Annotated in this window: 21 protein-coding genes; 6 read left to right on the top strand and 15 right to left on the bottom strand. The window is 72.0% G+C overall.

The genetic code is table 11. From position 1 onward, the window contains the following. Nucleotides 1-3 precede the first annotated feature (3 nt). The 8 genes from FB382_RS05510 to FB382_RS05475 form a co-directional block, all read right to left on the bottom strand. Nucleotides 4-918 (bottom strand): NAD(P)-dependent oxidoreductase, encoded by a 915-nt coding sequence (locus tag FB382_RS05510; RefSeq protein ID WP_182537463.1) that lies wholly within the window; start codon nt 916-918, stop codon nt 4-6. Nucleotides 919-939: 21 nt separating this feature from the next. Beyond that, a complete protein-coding gene (locus tag FB382_RS05505) occupies nt 940-2,214 on the bottom strand; it encodes a deoxyguanosinetriphosphate triphosphohydrolase (protein WP_182537462.1) in 1,275 nt (424 codons plus the stop codon). Between the two features lie 49 nt (nt 2,215-2,263). Next, nucleotides 2,264-3,145: a VldE C-terminal domain-containing protein gene (locus tag FB382_RS05500; RefSeq protein ID WP_182537461.1), complete on the bottom strand. Its 882-nt coding sequence runs from the start codon at nt 3,143-3,145 to the stop codon at nt 2,264-2,266. 148 nt (nt 3,146-3,293) lie between these two features. Further along, nucleotides 3,294-4,433, bottom strand: coding sequence for a tRNA dihydrouridine synthase DusB (gene dusB, locus FB382_RS05495; RefSeq protein ID WP_125035491.1), 1,140 nt, complete (start codon nt 4,431-4,433; stop codon nt 3,294-3,296). A 42-nt stretch (nt 4,434-4,475) separates the two neighbouring features. Beyond that, complete coding sequence (locus FB382_RS05490) at nt 4,476-5,459, bottom strand: hypothetical protein (RefSeq protein ID WP_182537460.1); 984 nt, start codon at nt 5,457-5,459, stop codon at nt 4,476-4,478. Between the two features lie 20 nt (nt 5,460-5,479). Continuing rightward, nucleotides 5,480-6,151 carry a hypothetical protein gene (locus FB382_RS05485; protein WP_182537459.1) on the bottom strand — a complete coding sequence of 224 codons (672 nt, stop codon included), beginning with the start codon at nt 6,149-6,151 and terminating at the stop codon, nt 5,480-5,482. Nucleotides 6,152-6,177: 26 nt separating this feature from the next. Next, the gene (locus tag FB382_RS05480) at nt 6,178-7,575 is read right to left on the bottom strand and encodes a glycine--tRNA ligase (protein ID WP_182537458.1); all 1,398 of its coding nucleotides are present in this window, start codon (nt 7,573-7,575) and stop codon (nt 6,178-6,180) included. A gap of 54 nt (nt 7,576-7,629) precedes the next feature. After that, entirely contained in the window at nt 7,630-7,950 is a 321-nt protein-coding gene (locus FB382_RS05475; protein WP_182537457.1) for an antibiotic biosynthesis monooxygenase family protein, read from the bottom strand. A 63-nt stretch (nt 7,951-8,013) separates the two neighbouring features. Here FB382_RS05475 and FB382_RS05470 point away from each other — a divergent pair, with 63 nt between their 5' ends. From FB382_RS05470 to FB382_RS05455, 4 genes are read left to right on the top strand one after another with little or no spacing between them, the layout of a single operon-like run. Then, nucleotides 8,014-8,892 carry a metal ABC transporter substrate-binding protein gene (locus FB382_RS05470; protein WP_220481268.1) on the top strand — a complete coding sequence of 293 codons (879 nt, stop codon included), beginning with the start codon at nt 8,014-8,016 and terminating at the stop codon, nt 8,890-8,892. Next, nucleotides 8,889-9,680, top strand: coding sequence for a metal ABC transporter ATP-binding protein (locus FB382_RS05465; protein ID WP_182537454.1), 792 nt, complete (start codon nt 8,889-8,891; stop codon nt 9,678-9,680). Before FB382_RS05470 ends, FB382_RS05465 begins: the two co-directional genes overlap by 4 nt. Next, nucleotides 9,680-10,678, top strand: coding sequence for a metal ABC transporter permease (locus FB382_RS05460; protein WP_182537453.1), 999 nt, complete (start codon nt 9,680-9,682; stop codon nt 10,676-10,678). The genes FB382_RS05465 and FB382_RS05460 overlap by 1 nt, the downstream gene beginning before the upstream one ends. Continuing rightward, nucleotides 10,665-11,075 (top strand): Fur family transcriptional regulator, encoded by a 411-nt coding sequence (locus FB382_RS05455; protein ID WP_182537452.1) that lies wholly within the window; start codon nt 10,665-10,667, stop codon nt 11,073-11,075. Before FB382_RS05460 ends, FB382_RS05455 begins: the two co-directional genes overlap by 14 nt. Before the next feature lie 15 nt (nt 11,076-11,090). Here FB382_RS05455 and FB382_RS05450 read toward each other — a convergent pair whose 3' ends face one another. The 4 genes from FB382_RS05450 to FB382_RS05435 form a co-directional block, all read right to left on the bottom strand. Then, nucleotides 11,091-12,719, bottom strand: a complete 1,629-nt coding sequence (locus FB382_RS05450) for a sensor histidine kinase (protein WP_182537451.1) — start codon at nt 12,717-12,719, stop codon at nt 11,091-11,093. A 78-nt stretch (nt 12,720-12,797) separates the two neighbouring features. Next, a complete protein-coding gene (locus tag FB382_RS05445) occupies nt 12,798-13,598 on the bottom strand; it encodes an isoprenyl transferase (RefSeq protein WP_182537450.1) in 801 nt (266 codons plus the stop codon). A gap of 531 nt (nt 13,599-14,129) precedes the next feature. Next, the gene (gene recO, locus FB382_RS05440; protein ID WP_182537449.1) at nt 14,130-14,858 is read right to left on the bottom strand and encodes a DNA repair protein RecO; all 729 of its coding nucleotides are present in this window, start codon (nt 14,856-14,858) and stop codon (nt 14,130-14,132) included. Between the two features lie 29 nt (nt 14,859-14,887). Next, nucleotides 14,888-15,745 (bottom strand): alpha/beta fold hydrolase, encoded by an 858-nt coding sequence (locus FB382_RS05435; protein WP_125035480.1) that lies wholly within the window; start codon nt 15,743-15,745, stop codon nt 14,888-14,890. A gap of 50 nt (nt 15,746-15,795) precedes the next feature. Here FB382_RS05435 and FB382_RS05430 point away from each other — a divergent pair, with 50 nt between their 5' ends. Both FB382_RS05430 and FB382_RS05425 read left to right on the top strand, forming a co-directional pair. Further along, complete coding sequence (locus tag FB382_RS05430; protein WP_182537448.1) at nt 15,796-16,572, top strand: GNAT family N-acetyltransferase; 777 nt, start codon at nt 15,796-15,798, stop codon at nt 16,570-16,572. Nucleotides 16,573-16,645: 73 nt separating this feature from the next. Further along, nucleotides 16,646-19,444, top strand: a complete 2,799-nt coding sequence (locus tag FB382_RS05425; RefSeq protein WP_182537447.1) for an ATP-binding protein — start codon at nt 16,646-16,648, stop codon at nt 19,442-19,444. On the opposite strand, the gene FB382_RS05420 is transcribed toward FB382_RS05425, so the two are convergent. The 3 genes from FB382_RS05420 to leuA form a co-directional block, all read right to left on the bottom strand. Next, nucleotides 19,422-22,136 carry a penicillin acylase family protein gene (locus FB382_RS05420; RefSeq protein WP_182537446.1) on the bottom strand — a complete coding sequence of 905 codons (2,715 nt, stop codon included), beginning with the start codon at nt 22,134-22,136 and terminating at the stop codon, nt 19,422-19,424. The genes FB382_RS05425 and FB382_RS05420 overlap by 23 nt on opposite strands. A gap of 84 nt (nt 22,137-22,220) precedes the next feature. Further along, nucleotides 22,221-22,817: a sugar O-acetyltransferase gene (locus tag FB382_RS05415; RefSeq protein ID WP_343055495.1), complete on the bottom strand. Its 597-nt coding sequence runs from the start codon at nt 22,815-22,817 to the stop codon at nt 22,221-22,223. Next, complete coding sequence (gene leuA / locus FB382_RS05410; RefSeq protein ID WP_182537445.1) at nt 22,810-24,516, bottom strand: 2-isopropylmalate synthase; 1,707 nt, start codon at nt 24,514-24,516, stop codon at nt 22,810-22,812. The genes FB382_RS05415 and leuA overlap by 8 nt, the downstream gene beginning before the upstream one ends. Nucleotides 24,517-24,622 lie beyond the last annotated feature (106 nt).

The following is a 24,622-nucleotide window of genomic DNA, read 5'->3' as shown; positions in this document are numbered from 1 at the left end:
CGACTAGTAGTCGCCGACCATGATGTTGGCCAGCGTCTCCCCCGCGGCGTAGCGGTGCAGCTGGTCGCGCACGAGCCGGTGGGCGCGCGGCCACATCGCGCTCGAGGCGCCGCCGACGTGCGGGGAGACCAACAGGTTGGGGGCGTCCCACAGCGGGTGGTCGGCCGGCATCGGCTCGACGTCGGCGACGTCGACGGCGGCGTGGATCCGGCCGGTGCCGAGCGCGGCGACCAGGGCGTCGGTGTCGACGACCGCACCCCGGGCCATGTTGACCAGCAGCGCGTCGTCCTTCATCGAGGCCAGGAAGTCGGCGTCGACCAGGCCGCGGGTCAGGTCGGTGAGCGGCACGATCAGGATCACCACGTCGGCGTCGGGCACGAGCGCGGGCAGGTCCTCCATGGCGTGCACGCCGTCGCGGGCCGTCCGCGCGACCTTGACGACCTCGACCTCGAACGGCAGCAGCCGAGCTTCGATCGCCTCGCCGATCGCGCCGTAGCCGATCAGCAGGACCTTCTTGTCGGCCAGCGCCGGCCGCCAGCCGGTCTCCCACGCGTGGCGGCCCTGGGCGCGCACGAAGTCCGGGATGCCGCGCAGCGAGGCCAGCACCAGCGCCAGGGTCAGCTCGGCGGTGGACGTGTCGTGGATGCCGCGGCCGTTGCACAGGGTCACACCGGCGGGCACCCGTGAGCGGACGTTGTCGACGCCGGCGGACAGGGTCTGCACCACCTCGAGCGACGCCATCCGGGGCAGCACGTCGCCCACGGCGCCGCTCATCATGTAGGGCGGCACGTAGAACGCGACGTCGCCGACCGAGTCCGGGACGTGCTGGGTGGGGTCGACCACCTCGTAGCGCAGCGAGGCCGGAGCATCGCCGAGCAGGGCGGGGTCGAACGGGAGCCAGACGAGGGGGGAAGTCACAAAGTCGACTCTAACGCTGGACTATGACGGCTTGCGGAGGCGGGTGTGCCACGCGACCGCACTGGCGTCGGTGAGCGAGGCGACCTGGTCGATCACGACCCGCAGCCGCGCGCAGTCGTCGCCGGCGGCGTGCCAGTCGTCGGCGAAGGGCCGCTCCAGCGCCTCGGGCCCACGGTGGGCCAGCAGCGCGACCAGCTCGACCATCAGCTCGCGCTGGCGCGACATGGCACTCACCCGGTCGTCGGCCCGCATGACGTAGTGGGCGGCGATGCCCTTGAGCACCGCCATCTCCAGCCGCGCCTGCTCCGGAACGACGACGTCGGCGCGGTAGCGGGCGAACGGGCCCTCGGCCGCCGCGAACGTCGCCGCCTGGGCCGATCCGCAGAAGCGCCCGATCAGGTCGCTGGTGAGGTTCTTCAGGGCGGCCTGGCTCCGCCGGCTGCCGTCGTACGGCGACCTCGGCCACGACCCCATCTGCCACATCCCGTCGAGGGCGTCGTCGAGGGCGTCGTCACCGGCGCCGGGGAGGTACCAGTCGCGGACCGTCTGCCACACGGCAGCCCGGTCGAGGGTGGTCAGGTCGATCCGCTCGGCGACCACGCCGTCCTCGATGTCGTGGACGGAGTAGGCGACGTCGTCGGCGAGGTCCATCACCTGGGCCTCGAAGCAGCGACGGGAGCCCTCCACGCCGGTGCGCAGCCAGTCGAAGACCGGCTTGTCGTCGTCGTAGACGCCGAACTTGCGGACCACCCGCGGCGAGCCGTCGGCGTGCACGCCCTGCGGCTCGTCGGCGTGGGCGCGGGGCCACGGGTATTTCGTGCAGGCGTCGAGGGTCGCCCGGGTGAGGTTGAGCCCGACCGTGCGGCCGTCACCGTCGAAGGTCTTGGCCTCGAGCCGGGTCAGCAGCCGCAGGGTCTGGGCGTTGCCCTCGAACCCGCCGCACGCCTCGCTCAGCTCGGCCAGCACCCGCTCGCCGTTGTGGCCGAAGGGCGGGTGGCCCAGGTCGTGCGCGAGCGCGGCCGTCTCGGCGATGTCGGGGTGGCAGCCCAGCGCCCGCGACAGGTCGCGGGCGACCTGGGCGACCTCGAGGCTGTGGGTGAGCCGGTTGCGCACGAAGTCGTCGCTCTGCGGCCCCACGACCTGGGTCTTGGCGGCCAGGCGCCGCGACGCCGCGGCGTGCACCACCCGGGCGCGGTCCCGCTCGAAGGGGGTGCGCTCGGGGGCGTCGACGCGCTTGGGCGGCTCGTCGACGAGGCGTTCACGCGCCGAGCGGTCGTAGAGGTCCAGGGAATCCATCGCTGGCGACCCTACTGCGACCCACCGACGGCACCGCAGGGGTGAGGCGTCAGAGGACCGAGACGTGCACGTGGTCCATGTGGTTGGCGGTCGCCGACCCGTGGTCGCCGTAGTAGCGCCAGCCCTCGCTCGCACGCTCCGGCGTCCAGATCTGGTCCCACCAGATGACGTCGTACAGCCCGAGCTCGGAGGCGTGGGCCTGGAGGTACGCCGCGATCTGGTCGCCCAGGGCCTTGTCGCTGGTCATGATGTCGATGGCCTTGCCCGACGAGTGCTCGCCGTGGGCGTCCCAGCCGAGGTACGTCGTGACCTGCGGGAAGGCGTGGCAGACCGAGCGGTAGACCTGGACGGCGCCGGAGGTCAGGCCGTCCTCGACGCTGGAGTCGGGGCAGGGCGCCGACGACAGACCGGCGGCCGCGGCCGGCGCGGGCTTCTCGTCGGCGAGGTAGCCGGCGGTGACCCAGCGGGCCTTGCCGTCCAGCACGATCTCCTGGCGACCCTGGGCCGCGCGACCGGTGACGAGCACCTTCTTGGCGGCGTCGAGCTCGCCGAGCTGCTTCGCGTCCGCCTCCGGGCCGCTCCAGATGTTGAGGAGCGTCGTGGTCCACAGGCGGGTGTGGGCGTGCCGGATCGCCTCGCGCGTCTTGCGCGCGTCGTAGGCGTCCTGGAGGTTCATGAGGTACTCGGCCGAGGTGCGCGCGGCGCGACGCGAGTCCGACCGCGAGACCACGGGCTCACGCGTCATCGACAGGTTGGTCGTGGCGTCGCGCGAGGCGATGATGTCGCGGGTCCCGGGGTCGCTGGCGAGGACGCCGAGGGTGACGGCGGAGGCCGTCGCCAGGAAGGCGAGCGGGCCGGCCACGAGGACGGCCTTGGGGGTCCGGCGGGGGGTGAGGCGGGCATCGGTGTCCCGCTTGTGGCTGTTGGCCACAGCGCTGATCCTTTGCTGGGGGGCAGGGGGGCATCCGAGAGTGTGGGCTGCCGGAATTCGAGGTAACGAACAGGCAACGAACGTCGAGTGAAGCACACGCCTTCGCCCGATCGGCAAATCCCCGATCACATTTCTGGCGTGTCTCCGCTCACCCTCCGGTGGTCTCCGAGGCCTCTTCCTGCAGGTGGGAGCCGCTCCCGTCGGTGTCGTCGAGCCAGCCCTCGGGCAGCACGACCCGGGCCCGCGGCGAGCCCTGGCGGCCCCGCGGGGTACCGAGCTCGGCGACCGGGAACCGCTCGGTCGGGTCGAGGTCGGCGAGCATCCGGTCGAGGTCCGCGAGGCTGTCGACCAGGCCCAGCGAGCGGCGCATCTCGCCGCCGGCGGCGAAGCCCTTGAGGTACCACGAGACGTGCTTGCGGAACTCCTTGCAGCCGCGCTCCTCCCCCATGTGCTGGCACAGCAGCTCGGCGTGCCGGCGCATCATCGCGGTGACCTCGCCGAGGGTCGGCAGGGTCGCGACCTGCTCGCCGGAGAAGGCCGCCGCGAGGTCGCGGAAGATCCACGGCCGGCCCAGGCAGCCGCGGCCGACGACGACGCCCGCGGCGCCGGTGTGCTCGACCATCCGGATGGCGTCGGCAGCCTCCCAGATGTCGCCGTTGCCGAGGACGGGGATGTCGACGTGCTCGACCAGGGCCCCGATCGCGTCCCAGTCGGCCTGCCCGGAGTAGGCCTGCGAGACCGTGCGGCCGTGCAGCGCGATCGCCGCGACGCCCGACTCCTGCGCGATCCGCCCGGCGTCGAGGTAGGTCAGGTGGTCGTCGTCGATGCCCTTGCGGGTCTTCATCGTCACCGGCACGTCGTACGGCGTGGCGGCGGCGACCGCGGCCTCGAGGATCTCGGCGAGCAGCCCGCGCTTCCACGGCAGGGCTCCCCCGCCGCCCTTGCGGGTCACCTTGGGGACCGGGCAGCCGAAGTTGAGGTCGATGTGCGCGACGCCGTACTCGGCGCAGAGGATCTCGGCGGCCTTGCCGACGTAGACCGGGTCGGTCCCGTAGAGCTGCACCGACCGGGTCGTCTCGAGCTCGTCGAAGACGAGCATGTCCTGGGTGTGCTGGTCGCGCTCGACCAGGCCGCGGGAGGTGATCATCTCGCAGACGTAGAGCCCGGCCCCCTGCTCGGCGCACAGGCGCCGGTAGGCCGCGTTGGTGATGCCCGCCATCGGCGCGAGCACCACGGGGGTCTCGACGCGCAGCGACCCGAGGGTCAGGGACGTGGGCAGGGCGGTCACCCGCCCATTGTCCGAGATGCCCGGCGGGCACCCCAAATCGGTTCAGTAGTGCCGGACGGTGCCGAGCACCGAGAAGGCGTACTCCCGCACGTAGCCGCTGGCGCGCTCGCAGTGGCCCGACGTGACGTCGCAGCGCACCAGGACGTAGCCCTTGCCGTCGACACCCGTGGTGTAGACGAGGTGGCTGTCGTCCTCCCACCAGACCTCGTCGCCGGTCTGGTGGGTCAGTGCGCGGGTGCGGACGATCTCGCCATCGGCGATGCGGCGCACCTGGAGGTCCTCGGAGGCGGTCGTGGCGGTGTGGGCCACCACCGCGACCCAGGTCCCGGCGGGCGAGACGGCACGTGGAGCGACATCGGCGGTCCAGGCGGGCGTGCCGGGGTCGTCGAGCGAGGTGGGCCCGTAGCTGCCGTCGGCCGTGCGCATCATCGCCACGTCGGGCTTGGGTCGCACGGTCGCGGCCGCGCCGTCCACGCAGGTGACGGAGTCCTCCGCGGTGCGCCACAGACACGTGCGGTCGGACAGCGCGAACCTCACGCCGGCGCCGTCGTACCGCAGGAGCTGCCCGGTCTCGCCCGGGTAGGTGTGGGTCAGCAGGCGCGTGCCGTACGCGTCGTACAGCTTGAGAGTCACCCCGGACGAGTCGGCGGACCACCGCACGATCCTGGTGTTGCCGCCGGTCAGGAACTGGTCGGGTGTCTCGTGCCACGCGACCCGCAGCACCTCCTGGACCCGTCGCCCCTGCACCGCGTAGAGGCGGGTGCCCGTCTGGCGCTCCTGGGCGACGACCCAGCCGAGGTAGGTCGCGCCGACGAGGGTCAGGCGGTACGCCGGGTTGCGCGGGACACCGAGCCGGGCCTCGTCGCCGCGGGCGTGGTGCAGCAGGGCGGCGCCACGCGGCTGGGGCAGCCGCTGGACCCAGGTCAGGTGCGCGTCCTCACCCCGCGACAGACTGCCGGGTCCGGCGTACGCGGCAGGGGCGAGGGACGGCTGGGCGCACAGCAGCGCCGCCAGGACGGCGACCACGGGACCCACCCGCCACGAGGTCATCCCTTGCGGTCTCCGGACTTCTTGGCGTCCGCCTTCTTGGCCGCTCTGGGCTCCTTGAGGTCGCCGGTCCAAGTGATCGGGTTGAACTGCTCGGTCGGCCGGAACTCCACCGCGGTCAGGTCGCCGTGGTCGGGCGCGAGGTAGACCAGGCAGGCGTCGGTCTTGGCGCCGCTCTTGAACTTCGTCGGGAACGGCGTGCTCGGGCAGGGCGCGAACGTGCTCTTGAACGTCGTGGCCGGGATCAGGGTGTTGGTGCCGTCGACGATGTAGAGCGGGACGGGCTGGCCGCTGAGGTCGGTGTCGCCGACGTTCTTGACGGTGACCCTCACGAAGTAGGGGTTGGTCTTCTTCGTCGCAGCATCCAGCCGCCAGCCCTGGAAGGACTGCTTGAACGTCGTCTTCTCCAGGCGGGTCACCGTGATGTCGAGCGCGCCGACCTGGTTCTTGGGCAGGTCGTAGGCCACGACCGCCGAGTCACCGACCCCCAGCTCGCTGCCCTGGGCGGTCAGCTCGACGCCGTCCGGCACCGGGAGGTACGGCGACGCCGAGGTGCTCGAGGAGGACGTCCCCAAGCCGCCCGGACCGTCGGACGAGGTGTCCTTCGAGTCGTTGCTGCACCCCGAGAGTGCGAGGGCAGCCACGACCGTGGTGACGAGCAGACGCTTCATGGAGTGAGTGTGCACGAGGCCCTCGCTCAGCAGCCGACGAAACGCTCGGCGAACCAGCGGGTGATGCCGTCGAGGCCCACCCGCTCCTGCTGCATCGAGTCCCGCTCACGGATGGTCACCGCGTCGTCCTCGAGGGTGTCGAAGTCGACCGTCACGCAGTAGGGCGTGCCGATCTCGTCCTGGCGGCGGTAGCGGCGGCCGATCGCACCCGAGTCGTCGAAGTCGACGTTCCAGTTGGCGCGCAGCTCCGACGCGAGGGCCTTGGCCTTCGGCGACAGGTCGGCGTTGCGGCTCAGCGGCAGCACGGCGACCTTGACCGGCGCGAGGCGCGGGTCGAGCTTGAGCACGGTGCGCTTGTCGACGCCGCCCTTGGTGTTGGGCGCCTCGTCCTCGGTGTAGGCGTCGACCAGGAACGTCATCAGGCTGCGCGAGAGGCCCGCTGCCGGCTCGATGACGTACGGCGTGTAGCGCTCGTTGTTGGCCTGGTCGAAGTAGGACAGATCCTGGCCCGAGTGCTTGGCGTGGGTCGTGAGGTCGAAGTCGGTGCGGTTGGCGATGCCCTCGAGCTCGCCCCACTCCGAGCCGGCGAACTTGAAGCGGTACTCGATGTCGACGGTCCGCTTGGAGTAGTGGCTGAGCTTCTCCTGCGGGTGCTCGAAGTGGCGCAGGTTGTCGGGGTCGATGCCGAGGTCGACGTACCAGCGGGTGCGCTCGTCGATCCAGTACTGGTGCCACTCCTCGTCCTCACCCGGCTTGACGAAGAACTCCATCTCCATCTGCTCGAACTCGCGGGTGCGGAAGATGAAGTTGCCGGGCGTGATCTCGTTGCGGAAGCTCTTGCCGATCTGGGCGATGCCGAAGGGCGGCTTCATCCGGCTCGAGGTCACCACGTTGGCGAAGTTGAGGAAGATGCCCTGCGCGGTCTCGGGGCGCAGGTAGTGCAGGCCCGACTCGTCCTCGGTGACGCCGAGGTAGGTCTTGAGCATGCCGGAGAACTGGCGCGGCTCGGTCCAGGCGCCGCGGGTGCCGCAGTTGCTGCAGGCGATGTCGCTGAGCGGGACGTCGTCGGGGTTGTCGATGCCCTTCTTCTCCGCGTAGGCCTCCTGCAGGTGGTCGGCGCGGAAGCGCTTGTGGCAGGACTGGCACTCGGTCAGCGGGTCGGAGAACGTGTCGACGTGGCCGCTCGCCTCCCACGTCTTCGTGGGCAGGATGATGCTGGAGTCCAGGCCGGCCATGTCGTCGCGCATCTGCACCATGGACTTCCACCACTGGCGCTTGATGTTGTCCTTCAGCGCCACGCCCAGCGGGCCGTAGTCCCACGCCGACCGGGTGCCGCCGTAGATCTCACCGCACGGGTAGACGAAACCCCGGCGCTTGCAGAGGGAGACGACGTTGTCGACGGTGGTTGCGGGGGCCTTGGCCACGGGGTGCTCCTGTTCGCTGGCCGGCTGGCTGCCGGTCCGGAAGTGGTGGAGCGATCAGCCTAACGACCGTGTCTCGTGGGTATTGAGGTCGGCTCCGGGAACGACCGGCTCGTAGGCGCTGGGCTCGTCGATCGCCCGGCTCAGCAGGGGCACGGCATGCAGCTTCACGTCGTACGTCGACAGCGCGCGGCGGTAGGCGCCCACGTGCTCCCAGGTCGTGACCAGGGCCCACAGCGACGGGTCGTCGAGGTTGCGGCCGACCGTGCCGTCGACGTAGCCGCGGCAGCCGGCGAGGGTGGCGCGGGCGGTCTCGAGCGCCTCGCGGAAGGCGTCGGCGTCGTCGTCCTGCACCCGGAACCTGTTCACGACCAGCATGGCGGGAGGGTACGCCGCCAGCAGAGTTGACAACCATTCTCAACCACACTGAGAATGATTCTCATGCGCATCGTGCCGGCCCTCCTCGCCCTCTCCCTGGTGGCGGCGACGAGCGGCTGCACGCCCCTGGCGAAGGACGACGGCCGGGTCCGGGTCGCGGCCGGGTTCTACCCGCTCGCCTACGTCGCCGAGCGGATCGGCGGCGACCTCGTCGACGTCACCAACCTGACCCAGCCCGGCGCCGAGCCGCACGACCTCGAGCTGACCATCAAGGAGACCGTCTCGATCGCCGAGGCGGACGTCGTGGTCTACGAGAAGGGCTTCCAGCCGGCGGTCGACAGCAGCGTCGAGCAGAACGCCGAGCACCGGGTGCTCGACGTGTCCGGCGCCGCCCGGCTCGCCCCCTTCGCGGACGACCCGCAGACCATGGACCCGCACTTCTGGCAGGACCCGGCCCGCTTCGCCGACGTGACCGACGCGGTCGCCGACCAGCTGGTCGCGGCGGACCCGGCGCACACGAAGATCTACCGCGCCAACGCCGCCGCGTTCCGCAGCGACCTGGACCGGCTGGCCACCGACTACGCGACGGGCCTGGCGCACTGTGCGCGGCACACGGTGGTCGTCACGCACGACGCGTTCGGCTACCTCGGCCGGTTCGGGATCGACGTACAGCCGATCCTTGGCCTCTCCCCCGAGGCCGAGCCGACGCCCGCCGACCTGAGCCGGCTGCAGGACCTGATCCGCTCCGACGGGATCACCACCGTGTTCTCCGAGCGGCTGGTCTCGACCAAGAGCGCCGACACGCTGGCCCACGACCTCGGCATCGCCTCGGAGGTCCTCGACCCGATCGAGGGGCTCAGCGACGCGACGTCCGGCCAGGACTACCTCTCGCTGATGCGCGAGAACCTCACCTCCCTCGAACAGGCGAACGGATGCCGATGACCACCCTTCCCATCACGTTGACCGACGGCGCCGTCGCCATCGGTGGGCGCCCGGTGCTGCGCGGCATCGACCTGACCGTGAGCGAGGGCGAGTTCGTCGCCCTGATGGGCGCCAACGGCTCCGGCAAGTCCACCCTCGTGCGGGCGCTGACCGGGCTGCGACCGCTGACCACCGGCGAGCTCTCCCTCTTCGGCACGTCCCTCGAGGACTTCCACGACTGGCAGCGGGTCGGCTTCGTCCCGCAGCGCACCGGCGCCACGTCCGGCGTGCCCGCCTCGGTGTGGGAGGTCGTCGCGAGCGGCCGCCTCACCCGCCGCCGGCTGCTGCGCCCGCTCTCCCGGGCCGACCGGGCCGCCATCGACGAGGCGCTCGCCGTCGTCGGGCTGTCCGACCGGGCCCGCGACGGGGTCGCGCACCTCTCGGGCGGCCAGCAGCAGCGCGTCCTGATCGCCCGGGCCCTGGCCGGCGCCCCCGACCTGTTCTTCCTCGACGAGCCGACGGCCGGCGTCGACCTGCCCAACCAGATCGCCCTCGCCGACGCCCTGGGCGTGCTCAAGGGACGCGGCGCGACGATCGTGCTGGTCGCCCACGAGCTCGGCCCGCTGGCGCCCCTGGTCGACCGCGCCATCGTGATGCGCGACGGCCGGATCGCGTACGACGGCGCGCCGCTCGCCGACCACGAGGTGCACGGCGACTTCGGCGAGGGCCACACCCACCACCACGGGTCGCCCTCCCGCCACGACCACGTGCCGCACGTCGGCTCCCCCCTGGACGGAGGCCACGCCTGATGGAGCTCTTCACCCTCGAGTTCATGCAGCGGGCGCTCCTCGCCGCCTTCTTCACCGGCCTGGCCGCTCCCGCGGTCGGCACCTACCTCGTGCAGCGCCGGCTCGCCCTGATGGGCGACGGCCTGGGCCACGTGGCGGTCACCGGCGTCGCGCTGGGCCTGCTGACGGGCACGTCACCGACCTGGACGGCCGTCGCGGTCGCCGCGCTGGGCGCGGTGGTCATCGAGGTGATCCGCGAGCGCGGCCACACCAACGGCGACGTCGCCCTCGCGCTGCTGTTCTACGGCGGCCTGGCCGGCGGCGTGCTGCTGACCGGGCTCGCCGGGCAGAGCGCGACCCGGCTGCAGGAGTACCTCTTCGGCTCGATCACCACCATCTCCGCGACCGACGTGTGGGTCACGATCGCGCTGGCCGCGGTCGTCGTACTCATCTGCGTGGGGCTGGCCCCGCAGCTGTTCGCGGTCTCCCAGGACCAGGAGTTCGCGAAGGTCGCCGGGCTGCGGGTCCGTGCGTACAACGTGCTGGTCGCCGTGCTCGCAGCGGTCAGCGTGACCGTGGCGATGCGCACCGTCGGCCTGCTGCTGGTCTCCGCGCTGATGGTGGTCCCGGTGGCGACCGCCCAGCAGGTGACGCGGTCCTTCCGCTCGACGCTCGGCACCGCCATGGGGCTCGGCGTGGTCGCCTCGCTCGGCGGCCTGGTGATCTCGGCGTTCGCCTCGTTCCACGCCCGGGTGGCGCCCGGCCCGACGATCGTCCTGCTGGCGCTGGCCGGCTTCTCCCTCGCCTGGCCGCTGGGTGTCTTCCTCAGGTCGCGGCAGCGGCTCCGGGCGCCCTTCCCCGCGATCGGGCCCGACGAGCACGAGATCGCCTGCGACACCCACCCGCACGAGCACGGCCCCGACTGCGGCCACGTGGCCGTCCGGCACGGCGACCACGTCGACTACGTCCACGACGGGCACCGTCACGCACCCCACGGGAAGCACTATGACGAGCACTGACAAGGGCTCCGAGAAGGGCGGTCTGCGCCCCACCCGGCAGCGGATCGCGGTGGCCGAGGCGATGGCCTCCTTCGACGACTTCCGCTCCGCCCAGGAGATCCACGACCTGCTCGGCCGGCGCGGTGACAACGTCGGCCTGGCCACGGTCTACCGGACCCTGCAGCGGCTCGCCGAGGCGGGCGAGGTGGACATGCTGCGCAGCGAGGACGGCGAGGCGATCTACCGGCGCTGCTCGGACACGCACCACCACCACCTGGTCTGCCGCTCGTGCGGGTCGACCGTCGAGGTCGAGGGTCCGGCCGTCGAGCGGTGGACCAGCGCGATCGCCTCGGAGCACGGGTACGCCGCGGTCAGCCACACCCTGGAGATCTTCGGGACCTGCCCCGACTGCACGTAGGGCGGCCGCGGCCGGTCAGCCGACCGGGATCCGCACCCGGAACTCCGAGCCGCGGCCGACCTCGCTGTCGACCTCGATCCGGCCGCCGTGGCTCTCGACGATGTCCTTGGTGATCGACAGCCCGAGCCCGACGCCCTGGATCGAGCGCTCCGCCGCCTCCCGGGACCGGAAGAAGCGGGTGAAGAGCCGGTCGCGGTCCCCCGCGTCGATGCCGATGCCGGTGTCGGTCACGCAGAGCTCGACCCGGTCGGCGTCGACCTCGAGCCGGACCCGCACCTCGCCTCCCCGGGTCGTGTACTTGATCGCGTTGGAGACCAGGTTGTCGACCACCTGGGCCATCCGCTGGGCGTCGACGACGAGCTCGAGGGACTCCGGCGCCTCGAGCTTGATGACGATGTCCGACGCAGCGGCCACCGGGGTCGCCGCCTGGACAGCATCGCGGACGATCCGGGCCAGGTCGGTCGTCGTACGCACCACCTGGAGGGGCCCGTCGTCGACCTGCGCGGTGTGCAGCAGGTCGGCGACCAGCCGCCGCAGCCGGTCGCCGTTGCGGTCCACCACCTCGAGGTGGCGCACCGCCTCCGACGGCAGGTCGTCGCGGTCCAGGAGCAGGTCGACGTAGCCGCTGATCGAGGTGAGCGGTGTGCGGAGCTCGTGGGAGACCGAGGCGACGAACTCGTCCTTGACGCTCAGGGCGCGCATGAAGTCGGTGACGTCCTTGTAGGCCAGCGCCGCCCCGGCGAAGTTGCCCGCCTCGTCGCGGACCGACCGCGCCGAGACGGACAGGGCCCGGCGGGTCAGCGGGTCGTCGCCGCACCAGATGCGGCAGTCGTCGAACTCCTCGCCGTGGCTCGCGCGGTAGGACGGCATCTCCTCGGTGACCACGGGCGTGCCGTCCGGGTGGTAGACCGAGCCGACCTGCCCGGCCCGGCCGGCGTGCCCGCCCGGGAACGCGAGCTGCATGAAGTCGGCGTGCTGCTTGTTCATCGACTGGTAGGAGCCGTCGCGGTCCAGCAGCACCAGCCCGACGTCGACGGTGTCGAGGATCGCCTCGGCCACCCGGCGCTGGTGCTCGATGGTGCCCAGGGCCCGGTCGACCTCGGCGCGGCCGGTCCGGATCCGCTCGCGGCCCGAGGCCACGGCCAGCGACGCCCACGTGGCGACCAGCGGGATGGCCAGGCTCCGCGTCAGCCCGATCCCGTCGATCCCGGCGTAGAGGACGGCGGGCAGGGACACCAGCAGGGTCGAGCCGATGAAGGTGACCAGCGCGCCGCGCCGCCCGTAGGAGCGACCCAGCCACAGGGCCGGGACCACCGCGAGGATGCCGGCCCCGCTCGCCTCGGGGTTCATCCGGGCCATGCCGAGCGCGGCGAGGTCGAGCACCGGCACCAGCGCCGTCACGACCGGCGCGGCCGGCCCCCACGCGACGCCGGCGGCGAGGACGCACGCGACCGTGCCGGCGACGATGGCCGCGGTCGGCCACCCGGCGAGGTCCGGCAGCGACCCGTTGAGCCGCCGCAGCCCCAGGTCGAGCGAGAACAGGACGGCGAAGACGGCCTGGAGGATCCGCGGGTCGGGCTGGTCGCCGAAGCCGAGCAGGCGCGCCGTATCGGCACCGCGTCCCCGCACGTCGAATCCCCGCATGTGGCTCCTCCCCCGAGTGCCAACCCACGAACGCACGAAGCCTCGCAGATCCCGGGGCTCCGGGAGTGGATTTTGGGGTCAGACAGGCCTGACGGGATCGGGGACGGCGTTGGGTTGGGCGCCGCCGTACCGCCGGTCGCGTCGTGCGTAGGTCTCGATCGCGGCCCACAGGTGCCGCCGGTCGACGTCGGGCCACAGCACGTCGGAGTAGACGAACTCGCTGTAGGCGGCCTGCCAGAGCATGAAGTTGGAGAGCCGCTGCTCCCCCGAGGTGCGCCAGACCATGTCGGCGTCGGACTGCTCGGGGACGTAGAGGTGCTTGGCGAAGACCTTCTCGTCGACCTTCTCCGGGTTGAGCCGCCCCGCGGCCACCTCCCGCGCGATCGCCCTCGCCGTGTCCGCCAGCTCCGCGCGGCCGCCGTAGTTGACGCACATGGTCAGCGTCAGCACGTCGTTGTCCCGGGTGAGCTCCTCGGCGACCTGGAGCTCCTTGATCACCGACTTCCACAGGCGCGGCGCCCGCCCCGCCCAGCGCACCCGGACGCCCAGCTCGTGCATCTCGTCGCGCCGGCGACGGATCACGTCGCGGTTGAAGCCCATCAGGAACTTCACCTCGTCCGGGGACCGCGACCAGTTCTCCGTCGAGAACGCGTAGGCCGAGACGGCCTTCACGCCGATCTCGATCGCACCCTCGACCACGTCGAACAGCGAGCTCTCCCCCTGCTCGTGCCCCTTCGTCCGCGGCAGCCCCCGCTCCTTCGCCCACCGCCCGTTGCCGTCCATCACGACCGCGACGTGCCGCGGCACGAGGTCCTTCGGGACGTCGGGAGGGGTCGCCCCCGACGGGTGCGGGGTGGGCTGGCGGACCTGTCGCTTCACGCGTCCGAGCGTAGTGGGGGCCGCTGGTGGGGTGCGCCGCGTAGCCGATCGCGCCTCGGCGTCAAGGAGCTTCGCCCGCTGCGCGGCGCCTTCGGCGTCCTTGACCCCGAGCCTCGCGCGATCGGCTTCAGGCGGCGGTCAGGGCGGGGCTCCGCTGCGCTCCGCCGCCGCCCCGCCCCAGGCGCACCCCCGAAACGGCCCCAGCGGTGACCCATGAACCGAACCCGACCTGGAAACGGATCACCACCCACCGCCCGGCCGACCCGACGGTGAGCCATGAACCGAACCGGGCAGGGAAAGGGTTGACAGCTCACCGCTCCCGCCGCCAAGGCGCCCGCGCATGCGGGCGGCGCGGGCGAAGCCCGTGCCGACAAGCGCGCCGCTGGGCCGACCCGTCCGGGTCCCGGAGTCAAGGACGGCCGAAGGCCGCCGCGCAGCGGACCGAGCGAAGCGAGGGTCCTTGACGCCGGGAGACGGTCGGCCACGCGCGCGGGCGCCAGTCACCAGCGGCAGTTGCGCCGACTCGACGGGTCAGCGCTCGACGTACTGGATCGACCGCAGCGCCCGCTCGAGGTGCCAGTGGAGGTACGCCGACACCAGCGTGCTGGCCTCCTTGAGCGTCCGCGCGTCGGCGGCCTCGACGACCGGCCAGTCGCCGGCGAGCAGCGCGCCGAGGACGGTGATCGTGTCGGGGGCGGGGCTGGCCGAGCCGGGGATCCGGCAGGTCGCGCAGAGCACGCCGCCCATCGATGGGTTGAACCAGCGGTGCGGCCCCTCGAGGCCGCAGCGGGCGCAGGCCTCGAAGGACGGCGCATAACCGGCGACGGCGAGCGACCGGAGCAGGTAGGAGTCGAGGACCTGGCCGGGGCGGCGTTCGCCGGAGGCCATCGCCCGCAGCCCGCCCACGAGCAGCAGGAACTGCTGCAGGTTGGGCTCCTTCTCCTCCGGGACGAGCCGGTCGGCGGTCTCGAGCATGACGGTGCCCGACGTGTAGCGGTCGTAGTCGGCACCGAGCCCGGCGGAGAACGGCGTGAGCGTCTCGGCCTGGGTGATGATGTCGAGGGTGCGGCCCTCGGCGAGCTGCAGGTCGACGTGGGTGAAGGGCTCGAGGCGCGAGCCGAACTTCGAGGTCGTACGCCGCACGCCCTTCGCGACGGCACGGATCCGCCCGTGGTGGCGGGTCAGCAGCGTGACGATCCGGTCCGCCTCACCCAGCTTGTGGGTGCGCAGGACGATCGCCTCGTCGCGGTAGAGGGGCACCTGCCCATTCTCCCCCTCGACGGGTTGGTTCAGCCGCCGACCCGGCGGGCCCGGCGCGGGGACTTCCAGCAGCCGAGGGCGAACTCGGCCGCGGCCCGGTTGAGCCGCTCGGGCGCGACGCGCCACTCCAGGATGCTGCGAGCCCGGACGAAGGTCGCCCGCGGCATCTCCCCGGCCAGCATCGCCGCGTCGGCGGCGGGGTGGATCGGGTCGGCGGGGTGGCCGACGACGAGGGCGGGAGCCTGGATGGCGCGCCGCTGCCGCGAGGAGGGTGCGACCCGGCCGAAGAAGATCCCGTGCACGACCGCGGCCACCGACCCGGGGCGCTGGTCGAGGGTGTCGAGGGCGATGCCCGCCCAGAACGGCACGAACCCGCGCGGGACGGGGCGGGTGAGCAGCCGCAGCGCGGTCACCGTGAACGGCAGGAACCGCGCCGCGAACATCAGTGGCGCGAACGCCAGGATCCCGGCCTCGACGGCGTTGTTGAGGACCGGCATCTCCACGATCAGGCCGCGCACGCGGTCGGGGGCGAGCACGGCCACCTCGAGGGAGACGTTCGCGCCCAGCGAGGTGCCGCCGACGACGGCCTGGGGTGCGCCGAGGTGGTCGAGCAGCGCGACGACCTGCTCGGCCCAGTCGGTCATGGAGTAGACGAGCGGGTCGGCGGGCCGGTCGGAGCGGCCGTGGCCGAGCAGGTCGAGGGTGACGACGTGCAGACCCTCGGCGGCCAGGGCGCGGGCCAGCGGCTGGTGCATGCGGCGCGGCATCAGCTGGCCGTGGAGGAGCACGACCCACGCGTCGCCGGAGCCGTACTCGGTGTACTCGAGCCGGTCGCGCCCGTAGTCGCTCTCGACGAAGAACTGCCCAATGCGCTCGGAGACCAGCATGGCCAGCAATCTAGTGGCTGGCCGGGCCGCCGACTGGGAGCCTGTCCACCATGAGCACGCCGCCCGCGGACCTGCTGGCCATCGAGGCCTACTACGACGCCGTCCCCCGGCCGGTCGGGACCACCGAGGAGGTCGGCCCGTTCACGCTCTTCCTGGCGGGGCCGGGCACCGGCTGGCAGTTCTACGCACGGCCGCGGCTGGGGTTGGAGGACGACGTGACCGCCGACGACGTACGACGGGTGCTGGCCCGACAAGCCGAGCTCGGCGGCCCCCGCGCCGTCGAGTGGGTCGACGAGGTCACCCCCTCGCTGCTGCCGGCGGTCCGCGAGGCCGTCACCACCCCGCACGAGCTGGAGCTGTGCCCGCTGCTGGTGCTCCCCGACGGCACGTCGCTGGCCGACGAGTCGGGGCGGACGCGCGTGCTCGGGCCGGACGACCCCGACCTGCCGCTCGTGGTCGGGGCGGTCAGCGCGGGCTTCGGCGAGCGGGACGACGCCGCCGCCCAGGACGTCGGGAAGCGGCCGGAGCTGATCCGCGACGGCCTGCTCGTCATGGTCGGCGCGTACGACGCCTCCGGGGCCGTGGCGGGCGGCGGGTCCGCCTCGCCCCGCGGCCACATCGCCGAGCTGATGGGGATCGCGGTGCTCGGCCGGGCCCGCCGGCAGGGCCTCGGCGCGGCCACGACAGCCGCCCTGGTCGCGGCCTGCCGGGCCGCGGGCGTGACGACGACGTTCATGTCGGCAGGATCGGACGAGGCGACCAGCGTCTACGAGCGGCTGGGCTTCGCCCGGCGTGGCACCGCCTGCATCCTGGGCGTCCCCGACTGATCGGGGCTGATCCGGAGGCCCCACGGGCGGGTTGAGTCGCCGCGAGCCCGCGTCGTACGGAAAACTGTGACGCATGATGCCCACGAGCCGATCGAACCCCGGCTGGGTGGTCGCCCTCTCGATGCTCGTCGGCATCTACTTCGCGGGGGTCAGCGCCGTGGCGTTCGCTCCGCACCGCGACCCCGTCGCTGCCTGGTGGCCGGCGGCCGGCATCGCGGTCGCCCTGATCGTGCTCTACCCCCGCAGCTGGTGGCCCGCGCTGGCCGCCGGCGTGGTGGTCTTCAGCGGCCTGGCCAACGTCACCGGCGGTCGTGACCTCGACGTCTCCGCGCTCTTCGGCCTGTCCAACGCCGCCGAGGCCCTGGCCGCCGGCTGCTTCCTGTGCCGCGGCCGGACCGGCGCGCCACGCCTGGAGACCCAGGACGACTTCATCAAGCTGATCGAGGCCGCCCTGATCGGCGGCGCGACGATCGCCACCGGCGCCACGCTCACCGTGCTGGCCCTCGACGACGGCGACCTCGTCACGACCTGGCGCTCGGTCTTCGCCTCGCACGCCGCCTCGACCCTCGTCCTGGTCCCGATCGCGATGTCGGTCGGCCAGGCCGTGGCCCGGCGCCGGCCGCTGGAGATGGCGATCCAGGCCTTCGCCCTCGCCGTCGTCACGGTGCTGGTCTTCGCGCCCAGCCAGGCGCTGTCGCTGACCTTCATCCCGCTGCCGTTCCTGGTGTGGGCGGCGCTCCGCTTCGACGTACGCCACGTCGCCTGGGAGCTGGCCGGCTTCAGCGCGCTCACGACCTTCCTCACCGCCCGCGACTTCGGTCCCTTCGGCGGCAGCTACGCCGACGGCCGGATCACCGTCGCCGCCGCCGGCGCCCTGACCCAGGGCTACCTGCTCTGCGCCGCCCTGATGTCCCTGCCCCTGGCCATCGCGGTGGCCCAGCGGCGCAAGCTGCTCGACCAGGTGAGTGCCAGCGAGCTGGTCTTCCGCCGCAACTTCACCGAGTCGCTCGTGGGCATGCTGCTGATGCGCGGCCACGGCACCCGGCTGGAGATCATCGACCACAACGACACCGCCGCGACCCTGCTCGACGCCTCCGGCGAGGGCTCCCTCAACGGCGCCTCGCTGGACGCGCTGCTCGACACCGCCGAGCCGCTGGACCTCGTCACCGCCCGGATGACGGCCGGTCACCTCGACGGTTGGAAGGGCCAGGCAGGCCTGACCGGCCGCGCCGACGCGCGCGTCAACGTCGTGCTCTCCCTGCTCGCGCGCGAGCCCGAGCCGCTCTTCGCCGCGCAGCTCCAGGACGTCACCCGCGAGTACGACGCCCGCCGGCAGCTGGAGGCGGCCGAGAAGCTGACCAGCGCCACCCTGGACACCACCAACTGCATCATCCTGGTCACCGACCTCGGCGGGACGATCGTGCGCGTCAACGCGGCCACGACCGAGCTGACCGGCTACTCCGAGGAGCAGCTGATCGGGCGTCCCGTCTGGGAGACCTCGATCGCACCGTCGCAGGCCGCCGACGTCGAGGCGCTCTTCATGTGGCCCAACCGCTCCGGCGTCCCGGTCTCCCGCGAGGCGGACGCCCGCAACAGCAGGGGCGAGAAGCTGCGGATCGTGTGGAACAACAACATCGTGCGGGACGACCAGGACCTGCCGATGTACGCCGTGATGACCGGCATCGACGTGACCGCCGAGCGCGCGACGGCCGGCCTCAACGCCCACCTGCTCCAGGCGGCCATCACCACCGCGATGATCGGCATCGACACCCGTGGACGGATCACGGTCTTCAACTCCGGTGCGGAGAACCTCCTCGGCTACGAGGCCGCCGAGATGGTCGGCGAGCCGTTCACCCGGCTGCTCGAGCCCGGTGAGCTCATCAGCCGCACCGGCGCCCGCTCCCCGGAGACGGCGTTCGAGGCGCTCGCCGGTGCGCTCGGCTCCGACGGCGAGACCGAGCCGCGCGACTGGACCTGGGTCTCCCACGACGGGCGCCAGCACACCGTCTCCATGACCCTGAGCGTCGCCGCCGACGCCTTTGCCGCCCAGGTCGGCTTCCTGTGCGTGGGCCGCGACGTGACCGAGCAGCGGCACAACCAGGAGATGATGCAGGCCGCCCTCGAGAAGGAGCGCACGGCCGTGGAGCGGCTGCGCCAGCTCGACGAGGCCAAGAACGACTTCGTCTCCACCGTCAGCCACGAGCTGCGCACGCCGGTGACCTCGATCGTCGGCTACACCGAGATGCTCAGCGACGGCTCGATCGTCGACCCGCAGCCCGAGCAGCTGCCGCTGCTGGAGACGATCGCCCGCAACGGCCAGCGGTTGATCGTGATCTGCAACGACCTGCTGCTGCTCAGCGGCCTCGACTCCCCCACCCAGCTGTGGGAGAGCGAGACGCTCGACCTCGCCTCGATCCTGGACCCCACCGAGAAGGCGATCCTGCCGCTGCTCAAGGACCGCGACCTGTCGGTCAGCTTCCGGCAGCCGCCGGCTCCGATCGTGGTGCTGGGCGACCGCGCCCAGCTGGAGCGGGTGCTGCTGAACCTCCTGAGCAACGCCGTGAAGTTCACCGAGGACGGCGGGTCGGTCACCTGCTCCCTCGAGGTGCGCGGCGAGGACGCGTGCGTGGTGGTCGCCGACACCGGCATCGGCATCCCGGCCGACGAGCAGGCCGGCCTGTTCCAGAAGTTCTTCCGGTCCTCGACCGCCCAGGCCCGTGCCATCCAGGGCACGGGCCTCGGCCTGTCGATCGTCGCCGCCATCGTCGCCGCCCACGGCGGCCGGATCGCGGTCGAGTCCGCCCACCTGGAGGGCACGACGTTCACCGTGCTCCTCCCGCTGAAGCGGCTCAGCGCGGCCGGTGCCCCGTGAACGTGACGACCTGCTGGAAGGTCGGCCGGTTCTGCCAGTCGATCGGCCGCACGCCCACGACGCCCGCGGTGTTGCTGCGGATGTCGTCCTGCGTCTTGTCGTAGGTCAGCTCGGAGACCTTCTTCACGCCCTGGACCTCGAGCATCCGCGCCACCTCGGCCCGCAGCGAGGCCCGCAGGATCCGCTGGCACTTCGACAGCTTGCCGCCGCCGCAGTAGCCGAACCGGTAGGGCCGCTCGACGTGCTTGCCGAGGACGGCCCGCAGGTCCTTGTTGACGTAGCCGTACCAGGCGACGCCGTTGAACGAGGAGCCGATGCCTTGGCGCGGGTGGTCGTCGAGGCCCTGCGGCAGCGCGTGGACGAGCTCGTTGCCGAGCCGGCCGCGGAGGACGTCGTACGCGACCGACTGGCTGTTGTGCTGCCACCAGTCGTCGAAGAGCGCGATGGCCGCCTGCTGGGCGTAGGCGCCGTCGCGGTCGCGGTCCACGCGCTGGGCGCCGGAGCGCACCCACTGCTTGAGCAGCGCGACGGCGTCGCGGGTCTTGGGGTCGTCGCCGATGACCTTGAGGATCAGGGGCAGCGTGTACGCCGCGCGCGAGTCGGCCGTGGCCGCGCCCGACATGACGCCCACCATCTGCTCGATGGTGACCGGGCCGCCGGCGATCTGGTGCTGCAGCCGCTTCTCGAGGGCCAGCGAGCGGTAGACCGGGCCGTAGCTCCACGTGTCGTCGGCGCCGCCGAAGCCGGGCGCCGGCTTGTTGTTCCAGCTGACGAGGTAGCCGCGGTCGGGGTCGGTCTGGTGGGCGTGGCCGTCGAAGGAGAGCCAGCCCTGCCAGTCGTACGCAGGCCCGGCCCAGTGCGGGAGGTCGGAGTCGACCTGGTGCGAGCGGACCGGCAGCAGGCCGGAGCTGTAGTAGGAGATGTCCCGGTCGTCGGCGTAGAACCAGTTGAACGTGTAGTCGATGTGGCTGGCCGCCTGCTGGAAGCTGTCCGCGTCGTGCACGAAGCCCGGGTCGTTGAACTGGGCGAAGCCGAGCACCGAGTCGACCTCGTGGCCGTAGGTCGAGCGCTGCAGCACGATCGCGACCGGCTGGCCCTGGACCTCGGTGCGAAGCTGGACGATGCCGTGCACCGTGCGCAGGACCTGGAAGTCGTAGGTCTGCGGCGGCGCCGGGGCGCTGGCGTTGGGCGTCGTGGTCTCGGAGTGGGTGTCCTGCTGCATCGGGGTGCAGGTGTCGCCGACGAGGTAGGCCGTCGAGTCGACCGTCGCAGCAGTGCCGTCGGTGTTGCAGAGCTTCTCCACGACGGTGTCGACGTTGTCGCCGCTGGCGCTCGTGGCCGACCACGCGTAGTCGACGCCGCGACCGAGCTGGACGAAGAGGTTGGTGCCGGCGAAGGCGACGCCGCGGGCCTGGATGCCGGGGCCGTTGAGCACCTCCTCGGTGAGGAGCTGCGGCGCGAAGTAGCCGGTCTGCGGGCCCATCACCGCCAGCGGCTTGCCGGTCGCGGAGTGCTCACCGGTCACGAGGATCGCGTTGCTCATGCCGTGGTGCTCGAGCTTGATGGTCATGCCCGGCAGGTCCATCTGGGGCGACGGGGCCTTGGCGGCAGCCGCCGCGCCGTCGGGAAGGCCGGTGCCGGGGGCGGTCTTCGCGCCCGGGTCGGGCATCGCGACGCCCGGCCGGGTCGGGTCGATCCCACCGCGCTCGTAGGGGGTGTAGATGTCGGAGGTGGTCGGCGCCTCGGGGTCGTTCTTCTCCCGCAGGTCGTTGTAGACCTTGCGCCCCGCCTTGTCGCCGAACTTCGCGGTCAGCTGCTGCAGCCACGCGGCGTTCTGCACCTCGTGGCCGCCGCCCTTGCCGAAGATGCCGCCGACCAGGCTGGCGACGTACACGACGTCGGCGCGGGTCCAGTCCTCCGGCTGCTTCTGCAGCGCGGCGTACTCGACCGGGCAGGTGGGCGCCGTGATGATCGGGCACATGTCGGACTGGGCCTGGTTGATGCCGGCGATGAACGCGTCGACACCGCCGGCCAGCTGGGCCCCGTCGGCGCCGAGCTCGTCGGCCCGGGCCGCCGCCTTGTCGATCTGGGCCGCGGCCTCCTCCGGCGTGTAGTAGGCCGAGCGGAGCTGCGCCTCGTCCATCGCGACGTTGCCGGGGGTGTTGCCGGCGAACTCCGCGAGCCGGGCCTGGCCCGTGTGCCGCAGGGCGTCCATGAGGAACATCCGGTCCTGGGTCGCGGCGTAGCCGGCGCCGAACTCGACGTCGTCGTACGTCGTCCCGTCGACGAACGGCACCCCGAACGCATCGCGCCGGATGGTCACGCCCGGCTTCGGCGTCTCGGTGCTGACGACCGACTCGGGGGTGAAGCCCTCGGGCTTGTAGAGCCGGTTGATGTCGTCGCTGGTGATCTTGCTGGGCTCGACCTTGGTCAGGCCGTCGTACATCTCGAGCTGGTCGGCGAAGTTCTTCGGCGTCGTGGGCGTCGCGGTCGTCGAGCCGCCCAGCGCGAGCAGGTCGGGCGCCGTGGCCGTGCCGTTGGAGCCCGGCGGCAGGATGTTCCAGAGCTGGCCGTAGGGGTCGCTCGCCCCGTCGGCGGCGTTGGCGGTGGTCATCGCCCCGGGCGCGAAGGCGGCCAGGGCGGTCGCGGCGAGGGCGAGGCCTGCGACGGTGGTGCGGGCCGTACGGCGCATGCGGGGGCTCCTGGCGTGCGGGGTGGGTGTGTGACCGCACCCACAACGAGCCCGCGACCCGGTTGGTTACGAGTCGGTAACCACTCAGATCGTGCGGATCACCGACGCCGGGTTGCCGACGGCGACGACGTTCGCCGGCAGGTCCCGGACGACGACCGAGCCGGCTCCGACGACGGTGTTCTCGCCGATGGTGACGCCGGGCAGCACGATCACGCCCCCGCCGAGCCAGACGTTGTCGCCGATGGTGATCGGCCGGGCGGCCTCCCACTTCTGGCGGCGCGGCTCGGGTTCGACGGGATGGGTCGGCGTGAGCAGCTGGACGTTCGGGCCGATCTGGACGTCCTCACCGATGGTGATCGCGGCGACGTCGGCCGCGACGAGGCCCCAGTTGGCGAACGTCCGCGCGCCGATGCGGATGTTGAAGCCGTAGTCGACCCGGAACGGCGGCCGGATCTCCACACCCTCGCCCACCGAGCCGAGCAGCTCCCCGAGGAGACGGCGCCGCTCGGAGCCGTCCCTCGAGCGCGTCGCGTTGTAGTCGTCGGCGAGGTCCTGGGCGCGCAGCCCCAGCTCGCCGAGCTCGTCGTCCGAGGCCAGGTAGGGCTCGCCGGCCAGCATCCGCTCCTTCATCGAGCGCGCGGGACGGGGCATCACGGGGTCGGGCAGGAACTGCTCAGGCACGGTTGACCGCGCTGATGACCGCCTTGAGCGAGGCCGTGACGATGTTGGCGTCCAGCCCCACGCCCCAGAACACCTGGTCGCCGACGAGGCACTCGACGTACGCCGCCGCGATCGCGTCGCCGCCCGCCGACAGCGCGTGCTCGGCGTAGTCGAGGACCCGCACGTCGAAGTTGTTCGGCAGCTCGTTGATGGCGTTGACGAACGCCGCGATCGGGCCGTTGCCGGTGCCCTCGAGGGTGGTGAGCTCGCCGTCGACGTACACGTTGGTGGTGAGCGCGTCCTTCTCCCCCGCCGCCGAGCTCGTGTGCACCGAGTCGAGCTTGAGCGGGGTCTCGCGGTCGAGGTACTCGCTGGAGAAGACCGACCAGATCTCCTCGGGCGACATCTCGCCGCCGTCGAGGTCGGTGCGCTCCTGGACGACCCGGCTGAACTCGATCTGCGCGCGCCGCGGCAGGTCCAGCTTGTGCTCGGCCTTGAGGATGTAGGCCACGCCGCCCTTGCCGGACTGGCTGTTGACGCGGATGACGGCCTCGTAGGTGCGGCCGACGTCCTTCGGGTCGATGGGGAGGTACGGCGCCTCCCACGGCAGCTCGCCGACGGGCACGCCCTGGTCGGCGGCCTGCCGGTCGAGGTCCTCCAGGCCCTTCTTGATCGCGTCCTGGTGGGACCCGGAGAACGCCGTGTAGACGAGGTCGCCGGCGTACGGGTGCCGCGGGTGGACCGGGAGCTGCGTGCAGTACTCCACCGTCCGGCGGATCTCGTCGATGTCGGAGAAGTCGATCATCGGGTCGACGCCCTGGCTGAAGAGGTTCATGCCCAGCGTCACCAGGCAGACGTTGCCGGTGCGCTCCCCGTGGCCGAACAGGCAGCCCTCCACGCGGTCGGCGCCGGCCATCATGGCCAGCTCGGTCGCGGCGACGGCGGTGCCGCGGTCGTTGTGCGGGTGCAGCGAGATCACGGTGTTCTCGCGCCGGGTCAGCTGGCGGGAGAACCACTCGATCTGGTCGGCGTAGACGTTGGGCGTCGCCGACTCGACGGTCGCGGGCAGGTTGAGGATGATCTCGCGGCCGTCCTCGGGCTGCCACACGTCGGAGACGGCCTCGCACACCTCGAGGCTGAACGGCAGCTCGGTGGAGGTGAAGATCTCCGGGCTGTACTCGTAGCCGATCACCGTCATGTCGAGGTGGTTCTCGCCGTGCTTCATGACCAGCTCGGTGCCGCGGGTGGCGATGTCCTTGATCTCGTCCTTGCCGGCGTGGAAGACCACGCGGCGGAACAGCGGCGCCAAGGCGTTGTAGAGGTGGATGTTGGCGCGCGGGACCCCGATCAGCGACTGCACGCTGCGCTCGATCAGGTCCTCACGGGCCTGGGTCAGCACCGAGATCGTGACGTCGTCGGGGATCTTGTCCTGCTCGATGAGCTGGCGGACGAAGGAGAAGTCGGTCTCGGAGGCCGACGGGAAGCCGACCTCGATCTCCTTGTAGCCCATCCGGACCAGGAGCTCGAACATCTTCAGCTTGCGGGCCGGGCTCATCGGGTCGATGAGCGCCTGGTTGCCGTCGCGCAGGTCGGTCGAGAGCCAGCGCGGCGCCTCGGTGATGGTGCGCGTGGGCCAGGTGCGGTCCGGCAGGTCGATCGGCGGGAACGCGCGGTAGCGGGAGACGGGCATCCCGCTGGGCTTCTGGGAGAGCAGGGTCATGGTGTCCTCGGCTGGTGGCTGGTGGGCGCCGGTCGCACAGCAACACTCCGCAGCGAGGGGGTCCGGCGGTGCTAGACCTCGCTGCGGCAGCGAAGGAGGAGCAGCT

It is taken from the genome of Nocardioides ginsengisegetis, from assembly GCF_014138045.1.
GTDB classification, from domain to species: Bacteria; Actinomycetota; Actinomycetes; order Propionibacteriales; family Nocardioidaceae; genus Nocardioides; species Nocardioides ginsengisegetis.
Note: the sequence above shows the minus strand (reverse complement) of the source record. Positions and strands in the feature narration are given on the sequence as shown.